8 protein-coding genes are annotated in these 12929 nt (G+C 39.6%); 5 read left to right on the top strand and 3 right to left on the bottom strand.

Annotation, left to right across the window (positions count from 1 at the left end; translation table 11 throughout):
* Nucleotides 1-90: 90 nt before the first annotated feature.
* A complete protein-coding gene (locus NBH01_RS07945) occupies nucleotides 91-1116 on the bottom strand; it encodes a FecR family protein (RefSeq protein WP_225680587.1) in 1026 nt (341 codons plus the stop codon).
* A 134-nt stretch (nucleotides 1117-1250) separates the two neighbouring features.
* Between NBH01_RS07945 and NBH01_RS07940 the strand changes: the two genes are divergently transcribed.
* On the top strand, nucleotides 1251-1829 hold the full coding sequence (locus tag NBH01_RS07940) for an RNA polymerase sigma-70 factor (RefSeq protein ID WP_234141572.1): 579 nt from the start codon (nucleotides 1251-1253) through the stop codon (nucleotides 1827-1829).
* Nucleotides 1830-2422: 593 nt separating this feature from the next.
* On the opposite strand, the gene NBH01_RS07935 is transcribed toward NBH01_RS07940, so the two are convergent.
* On the bottom strand, nucleotides 2423-3487 hold the full coding sequence (locus tag NBH01_RS07935) for a mechanosensitive ion channel family protein (protein ID WP_008760401.1): 1065 nt from the start codon (nucleotides 3485-3487) through the stop codon (nucleotides 2423-2425).
* A 56-nt stretch (nucleotides 3488-3543) separates the two neighbouring features.
* Nucleotides 3544-5511, bottom strand: coding sequence for a type I pullulanase (gene pulA, locus NBH01_RS07930; RefSeq protein WP_225680358.1), 1968 nt, complete (start codon nucleotides 5509-5511; stop codon nucleotides 3544-3546).
* Between the two features lie 296 nt (nucleotides 5512-5807).
* Between pulA and NBH01_RS07925 the strand changes: the two genes are divergently transcribed.
* The 4 genes from NBH01_RS07925 (at nucleotide 5808) to NBH01_RS07910 (ending at nucleotide 12923) form a co-directional block, all read left to right on the top strand.
* Complete coding sequence (locus tag NBH01_RS07925) at nucleotides 5808-7253, top strand: alpha-amylase (RefSeq protein WP_225680360.1); 1446 nt, start codon at nucleotides 5808-5810, stop codon at nucleotides 7251-7253.
* Between the two features lie 117 nt (nucleotides 7254-7370).
* The gene (rlmF, locus tag NBH01_RS07920) at nucleotides 7371-8294 is read left to right on the top strand and encodes a 23S rRNA (adenine(1618)-N(6))-methyltransferase RlmF (RefSeq protein WP_225680362.1); all 924 of its coding nucleotides are present in this window, start codon (nucleotides 7371-7373) and stop codon (nucleotides 8292-8294) included.
* A gap of 288 nt (nucleotides 8295-8582) precedes the next feature.
* Nucleotides 8583-11576 (top strand): hypothetical protein, encoded by a 2994-nt coding sequence (locus NBH01_RS07915; protein ID WP_250700061.1) that lies wholly within the window; start codon nucleotides 8583-8585, stop codon nucleotides 11574-11576.
* A 237-nt stretch (nucleotides 11577-11813) separates the two neighbouring features.
* Nucleotides 11814-12923, top strand: coding sequence for an efflux RND transporter periplasmic adaptor subunit (locus NBH01_RS07910; RefSeq protein ID WP_016268148.1), 1110 nt, complete (start codon nucleotides 11814-11816; stop codon nucleotides 12921-12923).
* Nucleotides 12924-12929: the final 6 nt, after the last annotated feature.

The raw sequence follows: 12929 nt of genomic DNA, 5'->3' as shown, positions 1-12929 counted from the left end.
ATGCGGGAACATCTGCCTGTATGCTTTTTTTTAAGGCGGTTGGAAGTTTCTCATACGTATTATAATTTTATTGGTTAAACATGAAAGGCTTTAATATATTTCAATCTGCCTCCTTTCTTCACTTTGATTATTTGTCAGTTTCACATTACGCCAGCGTATGTGTGAGGATATTTTAAAATTCTCCAGAATCTCTTCTATATATTGTTCTGTAAACGCTCCGGTAAATGTATATTTGTCAAATTTCGAAGTGTTTACAATAAAATCTACATTATAGCGTTTCTTCAGTATATGCAATGCTGCCTTAAATGGAGTTTTATCAAAAATAATCTTTTGGTCCATCCAGGCAAGCTCCGATTCGCCATTGGTGTTGTATGACAGAATCTGTCCGTCCTTATTATTATAAATCACTTTTTGTCCGGGACGCATTAGTATTTTACTTCCCTGTCCGTCTTTCTCATAAACAAATTCGACCTTTCCCTCTACCAAAGTGGTAATCACCTCATCCATCTCATCAAATGCTTCCAGGTTAAAGTGTGTACCCAAAACTTCCACTTTAGATTTTTGGGGAGTCGAAACAATGAATTTATGTTCAGGGTCTTTCGCAACTTCAAAATACGCTTCGCCATTCAGACTCACTTCACGAATGTTACCGGTGAAAATGGAAGGATACTTTAAGACTGAGCCGGAGTTTAAGTACACTAAAGTGCTGTCTGGTAATCTGAAAGAAGTTATCATTCCGGGTTGTGTCCGGACTTCGAATATCTGGGCATGGACGGGGGCGGTAGATTGGGGTTGGTTAAGCAAAACCAAAATAGTAATAGCCATCGGTATGAGTAAGGCAACAGCTGCACGTTGTATCCAACCCCACCAGGAAATATGATACTTATTCTCTTGCATCCGTCCCTTCACTTTTGATAGCTCCTCATCCATATCCATTTTTTCAGTAACCTGTTGCGTGTCAGTCATAAGAAGAAGTGTGTAAATGTCCATGGCCTTCTTTTTATTTTCATCTGACAATTTGATCCAGGCTTCTATTTCCTGAATTTCGTCTGCTGTTGCTTTACCATCATAATAGCTGATCAGCAAATCTTCTATAGTTGAATGATGCATTTCCATGATAAATTTATTAAAGAGACAAGCGGGAAAATAAAACTACTAAGGTTATTTAAATAATTAACATTAATAAACTTTATGGTTAATAACTGTGTTATTTTACGCTTATTTAAAATATAAGCATTATCATTGCAGCCATGGAATACAGCAATGAAGATGCGTACTTATTGATGGCACTAAGGAGAGGGGAGATGATCGCTTTTGATAGTATATTTAAAAAATACTACCCGATTCTTTGTGCGTATGGAAATAGGTTTGTAGACTATGAAGAGTCGAAAGAAATAGCGGGTGACGCTATTTTATGGCTGTGGGAACATCGCGAAACACTTCAGGTTGAAACTTCCTTAGGCAGATATTTACTCAAATCGGTTTACCATAGATCACTTAACTGCATCAAGCAAAAACAGCTGAAGAATCATGCTGATACTATGTATTATGAGGAGATGGAAAAGCTGATACATGATGCAGAGACTTACCAGTTCCAAGAGCTTTCAAAAAGAGTGAAAGAAGCTATAGATGCATTGCCTGCTTCCTATAGGGAGGCTTTTGTTATGCATCGTTTTACTAAAAAGAGCTATAAGGAAATAGCTGAGAGTTCCGGGGGTTCAGTAAAAACAATTGCTTATCGTATACAACAGGCAACAAAGCTGCTTCGAAAAGATCTTGCAGACTTACTAATTACTATGATCGTTTGTGTATTGTCAGTCGTTCGTTAACTATTGCTCAGGCTTACCTATTGCTGAAAAAAAGAACTTTCTTAAAAAAGGAATATTTAATCAGCCAAGGAATGCTATAAATTACATTACGGATAAATAAGAAGTAGAAAAACGCCTGCATTTGCTTGAATGAAAATCTTCCTTTCTTTTATTTAAGTTGTATGCTGAATAGATTGATATGATATTACTTCTTATGTTTTCTTTTGGATGATGTATTGGCTGAAAGGATAACTTTTTGTTTAATCTTGCCTTTTCGCTATTTGTGATTAACCAGCGTGAAAACAAGCTCCGGATAGTCTTTTTATCTCTTCCTCACCGAGGAAAAACAGGTTCCTCGGTGAGGAAGAATACGTTGGTTTTAAACCAAGGAGGCGTTCCTTTAAGACCAACGAGTGGTTTAGTGATAGAAAAAGATGCATATCTCATGTGAATTTATGCAATAATAATCTGTTATTCCGTATATTATTGCACTAATTTATGCGCTTTATTCTTTGTTTTACTATTTTTATTTCAACTGTATTTTTGTTTAATCTTAAAAATAGCACATTGATGTTGGGCTGCATGTACATATTTCTAAGAGAACGATGGGTTTATCAACTTTCTTGTTTCAATGATTCGTCTTTCTGAATATAGACAGTCCGTGTCGGAAAAGCAAGGTTCAATCCTGCTTTATTAAAAGCAGCCAGTATTTCCATATTCATATTTGAGGTTACGCCTAAAATATCTCCTTGTTTCTCTATAAAATAGATATACATGATAACCAATGCGGAATCTGAGTATTCTGTAAAAACAGCGACTATATCAGAAGGGTTAGAAGATACATTTTCTACTCTTTTGGGGATGGATTTCAATAGTTCTAAAGCTTCTTTCATCTTTTCGGAAGTCGTATCATACGTCAGTCCAAGATTCAAGACTACTCGGCGCATAGGTTCGGATGAAATATTAACGATAGAAGTATCGGTAATCTTATAATTGGGGAAAGTTATAATACGTTTGTCGTAATTCATTATTTTTGTGCTTCGGACTCCTACGTCTACTACCGTTCCTTCATAACTATCCACGCGAATTGTGTCTCCGATGCTGAAAGGTTTATCCGTCAGAATGGTAAACGCACCGAAAACGTTTTTTACTGTATCTTGTGCTGCCAAAGCAAATGCGATACCACCAATACCCAAAGTTCCCAACAGAGCGCTGATGTTAACTCCCACATTACTCAAAGCCATGACGATGCCGATGAGCCAGACTATAACCAAGATGGTTCTTTTGATGATTGGCATCATTTTGTTAGCTTGTCCGTTGGACTGCTTTCCCCAGTAAACCTGAAGTAAACTACTGAACAAACGGCCGAAAAACCAGGTAATATCAAGAACAATCAAAATGCTGTAAGCATTGTCAACTACTTTCACAAAACTGTCCGGATAAACCAACCGATGGATAGCGATCCAGATTCCCAACAGAATTATAGCAAACTTAACAGGCGCTTCCAAAGAGTAAAAAATGACGTCGTCCAGGTGATTGTCGGTTCCCGTAACAAAAGGTTTGATAACTTTCTTGCCTAATAGCGATAATAATTTCACAATAATAATTGCTCCTAAAATAATAAGAATGGAAATACCCCAGTTTTCAATAGTATTTCCCCATAATTCATTTTCTAACATAGTCTAACTGATTTATAATTGTACTTTTATTTAATAATATCAAGTTGATCTCCTTTTTATTGACGATACAAGATAAGAGCTGAAGATGCTGCGATAGAAATATCCCCTCCCGATAAATGCTCCTGACTGTCTAGATCAATTTGTCCGTTATGGCAGACTATAATCCAATCTTGTTCCGGGATATTGATATCTGCCTGATTCCGGTTACCGTTGTATGCAACTAGAATTTCTTTCCATTCATCACCGTTAGCATACTCGCCTAGAGTATAAGCGATGACACCGGAATCGCCTGTATCAAGAAAATGAAGCCATTTCTCTAAGCCCTCTGCTGTAGGAATACGGAAGGCGGGATGTTTTTTGCGGAGTGCGATTAATGTTCTGATATAATTGAATATATCACGGTTTTTAGCTTTTAACGCCCAGTTTATTTGGTTGACGGCGTCAGAAGACTTGTAGCTGTTTGGCTCTCCCTGTTTGTCCTGCATGATTTCTTCACCGCCACGAATAAAAGGAATACCTTGCGAGGTTAAAAGCACGGTGTGTATTAATTTGTCAATAGGAACTAGTTCTTCTTCAGAATGTTCGCCTTGAACAGATAATTTCAGCTTATCTACCAGCGTATATCCGTCATGACAGGAAACAAAGTTAATCATTTGAGAGGGAGCAGCGGCATATGGACCGTCACAGTAAAGTAACCCGCTATAATCTACCTGTGGGTGTTGTGTTCCGCCAACGATTCCATATTTGACAGGTTCAAAATGCCCGTTGATATTTCCGGAGGCATACCCTGGTTCCTGTTCGTCAAAGGTACTTCCTTTCAGACCGTCACGAAATTCATCATTAAATACGGAAATACCTTTCATTTTTCGTACATTCTCCTTTACAGCCCGTTGCTCGAAAGGTAATGGAGAATCTGCTGCTACCCAACCTTCTCCGTATACAAAAATGGTGGGGTCAATTTTTAATAATTCCTCTCTTAACTGGTTCATGGTGTCGATGTCATGTATCCCCATCAGATCGAATCTAAAACCGTCAATGTGATATTCTTTCGCCCAGAATTTGACCGACTCAATGATATAATGGCGAACCATTTCGCGTTCTGAGGCTGTCTCATTTCCACACCCGGAAGCATTTGAATAGGAACCGTCGGGATTCTGGCGGTAAAAATATCCCGGAACCGTCAGGTCAAAATTAGAATGCTCGGTTGAGGCTGTATGGTTATAAACTACATCGAGTACAATACGAAAACCATTTTGATGGAGGCTTTTTACCATCTCTTTAAATTCGCGGATACGGGTGGTGGGGGTGACAGGATCGGTGGAGTAACTTCCATCTGGTACATTATAATTCTTCGGGTCATATCCCCAATTGTATTTGTTTTTCTCCAATTTCCTTTCATCGATTGTGGCGAAATCGAATGAAGGAAGGATGTGTATATGCGTTACTCCCAATTCTTTTAAATGATCCAGTCCGGAAGATTCTCCTTCGGGAGTTTTAGTTCCGGTCTCTGTCAGAGCAAGAAACTTCCCCTTATGTTCAATTCCTGAGTTTGGATCAATACTAAAATCGCGGTGATGAAGTTCATAAAGAATGATATCGGAATACATTTTCAGTTCGGGTGACTGGTCTGATTCCCAACCTTCGGGATTTGTCTCGTTCCAGTCGATTACAGCAGCGCGATTGCCATTGATGCCGACTGCTTTTGCCCAGATACCGGGTGTTTCGTCCAGCCATTTTCCATCTTTTTCTATCTGGAAGGTGTAGAAAGAACCTTTCAGATCACGGTCTATATGGATACACCAGGTCCCATTGTCGGCTATGTCCATTTCCAGTTGTTCTTCCGGATCTCCCGCTTCGCCGGATGAATACAGGTTTAAACGGACATTATCGGCACTTGGTGCCCATAGCGTAAATATGGATTGCTGGGGTGTATAGACTAATTCCAAATCGTTCTCATAATAGCACGGATACTTGTCATACGAATCCAACTGGTCCGGGGACGGATGATTTTTCAACTCTCTCATATTTTCTAATTTTATATTAATACTATATAAAAAAAATAATCATGTTGTGGAATAAATGAACCGGATTATTCCGTTATGGTATGACTGAAAACAAATGTGAAATCAAAAATTCCTGTTCACGCTCTGATAAATATGAATAATAAAAGAATAATTAAGGTAATTTTACGGTGTTGTAAATCAGCTTTTTATCCTTTGCACTTTTTTGTATTTGTTAGCTTATAATTTATAGAAACGTAGGAACTTTGTTAACATCATCTTTGTTTTGTATAAAGTTAATTATAAAAAAAATGAAGCGTATGGAAAATGGTGTTATGATGCAATATTTTGAATGGCATCTCCCGAATGACGGGAAGTTATGGAAACAGATAAAGGAAGATGCGTCGCATCTTCGTGATATAGGTGTGACTGCTGTTTGGATTCCCCCTGCTTATAAGGCCGATGAGCAGCAAGACGAAGGATATGCGACTTATGATCTGTATGACTTGGGCGAATTTGACCAAAAGGGAACCATAAGAACTAAATATGGTACGAAAGATGAACTGAAGAAAATGATTGACGAATTGCACAAATATCATATTGCTGTTTATCTGGACGTTGTATTGAATCATAAAGCGGGTGGTGATTTTACTGAAAAGTTTATGGTAGTGGAGGTCGATCCCAAGGAGAGAACCAAGGCTTTGGGTGAGCCGTTTGAGATACAAGGGTGGACCGGGTATAGCTTTCACGGACGTAAGGACAAACATTCGGATTTTAAATGGCATTGGTATCATTTTTCCGGGACGGGTTTTGATGATGCGCAAAAGCGCAGCGGTGTTTTTCAGATACAGGGAGAAGGAAAAACTTGGAGTGAGGGCGTGGATAGTGAAAACGGTAATTATGATTTTCTGTTATGTAACGATATTGACTTGGACCATCCGGAAGTTGTATCTGAATTGAACCGTTGGGGAAAGTGGGTTTCCAATGAATTGAATCTCGACGGAATGCGTCTGGATGCCATTAAACATATGAAAGATCAATTCGTCGCACAATTCCTCGATGCGGTGAGGAGTGAAAGAGGCAATGATTTTTATGCCGTAGGTGAATATTGGAATGGTGACCTGGAAGCATTGGATGCTTATATAGAAGCTGTTGGGCACAAAGTAAACCTATTTGATGTCCCGTTACATTATAATATGTTCCAGGCATCACAGGAAGGTAAAGACTATGATTTGCGGGATATTTTAAAAGATACTCTGGTTGAACATCATCCCGATCTGGCTGTAACCATTGTTGACAATCATGATACGCAACGCGGAAGTTCTCTTGAATCCAATGTAGGAGATTGGTTTAAACCGTTGGCTTATGGTTTGATTTTGCTGATGAAGGAAGGTTATCCATGTCTGTTTTATGGAGATTATTATGGTATAAAGGGGGAGAAGTCTCCTCATACCCGGATTATTGATATATTGTTGGATGCGAGACGAAAGTACGCTTACGGTGATCAGATAGAATACTTCGACCATCCTTCAACGATTGGCTTTATCCGTACAGGAGATGAGGAACATAATGGCTCCGGGCTGGTCTTCCTTATGTCTAATGACGAGGCGGGAAGTAAAATAATGAGCTTGGGTGAGAAACATAAAGGCGAAGTCTGGCACGAAATAACCGGAAGTATATCCGAAGAAATAACTTTAGATGAAGAAGGAAATGGAGAGTTCTCTGTCGAATCCCGTAACCTGGCTGTTTGGGTGAAGAAGGATTAGGTATATGGTATTTATATAATTAATTATGAAGATGCTTGTTACAGTTGTAATCAGGTATCTTCATGATTTGTATGAAAGTCATTTGCAGACAGAAAGATTCTCTGTATCTTTGTCGCCATGGCAGAAAGAAGCGAACTACATACGAGAAATAAACACAATGGGCAATATGATTTTTCATTGTTGACAGAGAATTATCCACCGCTCAGAAAATTTGTACTTCTCAATCCTTTGGGAATACAAACAATCGATTTTTTTAATCCACATGCTGTGAAAGCGCTGAATAAAGCATTGCTGATAAGTTATTATGGTATCCGCTACTGGGATATTCCAAGGAATTATTTGTGTCCGCCTATCCCCGGGAGGGCAGACTATGTTCATTATATTGCCGATTTAATTGATCCGGAGAGAGTCAGTAATACGGCAAATGAAGAGAATGGAGATAAGCCAAAACGACAGTGCAGATGCTTGGATATCGGTGTAGGTGCAAATTGTATTTATCCGATTATTGGGCACGTTGAGTATGGATGGATGTTTGTGGGTTCCGATATTGATCCGGTATCTATAGAAAATGCGCGTAAGATAGTGACTTGCAATCCTGTATTAGCACATAAGATTGATTTGCGGCTTCAGAAAGACAATCGGAGGATTTTTGACGGAATCATTGCTCCCAATGAATATTTTGATGTAACAATTTGCAATCCTCCGTTTCACAGTTCGAAAGAAGAAGCAGAAGAGGGGACATTACGTAAATTGAGTAGTCTGAAAGGGGAGAAAGTAAAGAAAACCAAATTGAATTTCGGTGGAAATGCGAATGAACTTTGGTGTGAGGGTGGAGAATTACATTTTTTGCTGAATATGATTTCTGAGAGCCGGAAATACCGGAAGAATTGCGGTTGGTTTACAAGTCTGGTTTCTAAGGAGAAGAATCTGGATAAACTATATGCTAAATTAAAAGCCGTCCATGTATCGGAATATAAGATAATTCGAATGTGTCAGGGTACAAAAAATAGCAGAATTTTGGCTTGGCGATTTTTGGAATAGCTGATTTTGTTTTTTCGATAAACGGATATTTTTAAAGAAGATTATCTGTATAATGAAAAAAATATTGATGATTAAGACCGTTATTTGTTATAATGTGCCTGGATTTGTTGTTGTTTTCGATAATAGAGCCGTTTCTCTCTCTGTATATTCTATATGAGTATTAATTCCCCTTTCTCCTTTTCTTTGATATGCCGATATTTGTAGTATGAGATTATAGTGCTAGGAAATATCAAATCAAGGGAATATATGTTTGTTGTTAGATTGAGAAACTATTTACATTTGTCGTTTTTGGTTATATTTTTATTGTTTTCCTCCTGTGTTGATGAGTTTTATAAAGATACACCTAAAGAGGGATATATAACAATTACCGGTATCAATACACGTGCCTATACAGGAGCCTATCCGGGTGACGGGCTCGATGATAAGGTTGAAACTCTGCGTATTCTGGCTTTCAATAAGACAAGTCGCATCTGCGAAAGTAATACTTTTTATTATGGAGATGTGCTGGGCGGAAATACGCTACGGCATCCGATTAATAAGGGTGAATATGATTTTGTCTTTTTGGCCAATGAACCTCATAATACAATTGTGAAGGCGGTTCTTGACAATATAACTGATTATGATGCACTAAAGTCAATATCCTATCCGGCGGAGTTCTTCGATTCGGAACGGGTTATACCTATGATTGCGGAAAATAATAGTATAAAAGTGCTGGCTGATGGAAACTTGGAGGTAAATGGTGTTGCATCTACCAAGTTGACAGTAGGACTCAGACGCTTGGCGGCACGTGTGGATGTGGTTTTGAAATCGAAAGTCGATTTTGGTGATGCCAGTTCGAGTGAATTTGAAGGAATTACTTTTTCTAATATACCGGATAGAGTGCCTTTGGTATATGGCTTGCCTAGTGATTGTTTACCCAGTTCCTGGGCGTATGCCGATCCGGTTCTTCCTTATGGTGGAATGGCCATAACCAGAAATGTGGAACGTAAACTCACATTAGCTGATAATGCCGACTGTTTTAAAATAGATCCTACTTTATTGACCACTGAGGATAAAAATAACGATTTAGTCTGGGCTGTTAAAGTTAAAAAAGTAATTCTGCCATCTAGCTTCTTTTCATCGAAGTCCGACGAGACGAATGCGATAAATTTTACTGTTAACCTGATTGACAAGTATAGTCCTTCCTGCAAATTGAAGATTCTGTCCGACCCGGATTATACATTACCGGCAAATGCGAAACTTGATTTGACAGGTATCATAAGAGAACCTTTAGAAGTAAATATACAGCCTTCTCCGTGGATTGACGATGGAGATGATTGGGAAATATCAGGCGTCCGTGTTCTGAATGTATCGCATATACAGGCTAAGATGACGGATATGAACGGAGTCCGGATTTCTTTCTGGTCCAATATGCCGGTAGTGAAGGTGTTGGGCACAGTAAAGAAAGAAGGTGAAGCGAATGAAAGAGCAACTAATACAGTCTTTAACTGTTTGGCAGTAGATGATAATAATCCTGATCCTTATCGTTTCTTTTATGATTCGGCTTCGGGCAGCGGATATATGGATTTACTGGTTGACGGAACAAATACCACCGGTTTTGGTACGCATGACAGGACCGAGAATATGAGTGGTACATATACATTGACATTATCTGCAGCAGAGGATACTAATGGTAAGAATGCATTGCAGAGGAAGATAAAGGTTACCGTCACACAAGAAGGTTTGCGATTTGTTCACAATCCTACGGCAAATCAACATGGTTTGTTCAATGCAGCATTTTTTAAACATAACCAGAAAGGAGAACGTATTATAACAGGACAGCATCGATTGGATCAAACATGGTCTGTTAGTGTACCTGTTGCCTATCAAAACTGGCTTGTTGTGAGCGCGACTCCCAGCTTTGATCCGAATATTGGAACAGAATCACCAGGTGATGCGGAACATTATCCGGTAACTCTCAATCCGTATAGGGGAGAAGATGGTACTAGTATCTCAGGTCTCACCGGTCGTATATATTTCCGTATTGGCGTTAAGGAAAATGCCGATTTTGTACCAACTAAAGAATCCGATCCTAAATTTGGATATATCAATTTGTCATATTATCCGGGATGGCGGACAACAATGAAAATTTATATTCGTCAGGGCGAAGCCGGTGCTTATATATATGCGCCGGGGGATGCTATTCCGGGAACTGTATGGGGAGCGTGGAATGGAGGTACGGATATTACTACACATGTGAGAGAAGATATGCGTCTTTTATCGACGAATGCCCGTAGGGGAGCAGCTAAGTTCTCTGCTTTAAACCTGACAAGCGAGAGGTTAGCAGGGAATACGAATCCGGATTATGAGAATGTGAACGTAAAAGGTGCTCGTTTTGTAGACTTCCCTTCGCAGGCGGGTGCATTCTTTCAGTGGGCGGTCGATTTGAAAGGCACTACTTCCGGTATGACTGATTATTACCGCAGAGCTTTTAATCCCTCGAAGTCATATCTTGTTTCAGGATTCCCTTGGGGATATGGGGAATTTCCGATCATGTGGGATGGAGATGTCAGTGCTAATATTCCTGCATATAAAGAACAGTTTGAAGTTTGCCCTCCGGGATATCGTCGTCCGACAGATGGCTATACGGATAAAATATCTTATAATGGATATTATGATTATTTGCCGGATGAGGGTACTACGGGTACTGCCACGAATTATAAAGATCAAATAGAGTATTCAGAATTAAGGGTTTCTTTATTTAATGTACCTTTTGCAGGAAATGCGGCTTCAAGTGCAGACTACGCTACAGCTTTTACTACTCCTTTTGGTGGAACTGGTAATACAGGTCCTGGGACATATCCTTACGGAGCAAACAAAGATATGCTTGCCCGGAAACAACTAAAAGGAACAACTTATACATTTTATTCGGACGGATTTTTCGACAGACGTCCGATAAAAGAGGCTTCGAATGGAAACTATGGCGTATCATTAGGAAATAGTAATGTTGCTTATCAGGGAGTATTGTATTTTAATCCCGATTCCGGAACGAATGCATCTGTCTTTTTTCCGTCAGCCGGTCGTCTGAATAACACAAGTGGTGCTTTGGAAAGTAGGGGTAGTACCGGATACTATTGGTCGGCAAGTGTAGGTCCTCCTTATATGAGATCGGAATTGCAGAATCCACCTTATGACAGGAGAATACGTTATGGAGCCTGGTCGCTTGAGTCTGCATATAATTCTCATAATTTCAGATTGTCATATCAAGGTTTTGCTCAAAGTATACGTTGTGTGAAAGAATAAGAACTTTTCGGCTTACGATAAAAATACCGGAATATCATCCGTTGAGGGGTTGGCTTTTTAGTCAACCCCTTATTTGTGCGTACTCTCTAACAACAAAGCTGCTGTTTTAAGAAGAAATCTTTATTTACTCTAATAAGATTCTAATAGGATTCTAACTATTCTCTAACAGGCTCTCCGAAGGGAGCCGTCTATCTTTGTGCCCGGAAATCCGGTTACTAACTTAACTTATGTTTAATTATGATGATGAAGAGAGAGTTACACACATTTATTATTGGCAGTGTGTTGTTTTTTACCGCATGCGGGGATAAACAGGAATCAGAGCAAAAAAGTGGCTATCGTATACAAGGTGACACGGTCTATATTGCAGATCCTCTTTTACTTGAAAAGATCAAAGTATCAGTGTCTGAACTGAAACCCTATTCCAAGAAGGTGATAACGTCCGGTGTGGTGCGTCCCATTCCTCCCCGTTATGCTTATGTTGCTCCTCCATTTGCAGGGAGAGTCACAAAATCTTATGTGCGTATCGGACAGTCGGTACGTCAGGGAACACCTTTATTTGAAATCAGTTCCCCCGACTTTACTTCTGCACAAAAGGAATACTTTCAGGCACTTTCGTCCAGGGAACTTGCTAAAAAAGATTTGAAACGCAAAGAAGATCTGATAAGGAATGGTGTCAGTTCGCAAAGAGAACTGGAAGAAGCCCAGAATGCTTTATTGATAGCAGATAAGGAGTTTGAAAACGCCTCTGCCGCATTGCGGGTATATCAGGTGGACAATCCGGCGGAAATGATATTGGGGCAACCGATGATTGTTCGTTCTCCTATTCCCGGGGAAGTGATAAAGGATAACATCGTAACAGGGCAATATCTGAAAGACGATACCGAACCGATAGCTATTGTTGCCGACCTGTCTAAGGTATGGATTGCGGCTCAGGTAAAGGAGAAAGATATCCGGTTTATAAATGAAGGCAGTAGTCTGGATATTGAAATTTCGGCATTGCCCGGTACGGTTATTAAAGGCAATGTGTATCATGTAGAGGAGGAGGTAGACGAGGAAACCCGGTCCATTCAGGTACTTTCGGTCTGTGATAATTTGAACGGACATCTGAAGCTGGGGATGTACACTACTGTCCACTTTCTGAGTGTTCCGGTCGGACAAATTCAAATCCCGGAGAAAGCGTTACTGCAGGGCGAAAAGGATAGCTATGTATTTGTGCAGATTGCTCCGTTGGTTTTCGTACGGACGTCGGTGACAGTGGAGACAACAGAAAACGGAATAGCGGTGATCAGCGAAGGATTGCGTCCCGGAGATAAGATAATCAGTGAAGGAGGATATTATTTAAAGTAAGAAATT

The organism is Bacteroides sp. B1-V-101, assembly GCF_023656585.1.
In the GTDB taxonomy this organism is placed as follows: domain Bacteria; phylum Bacteroidota; class Bacteroidia; order Bacteroidales; family Bacteroidaceae; genus Bacteroides; species Bacteroides thetaiotaomicron.
Note: the sequence above shows the minus strand (reverse complement) of the source record. Positions and strands in the feature narration are given on the sequence as shown.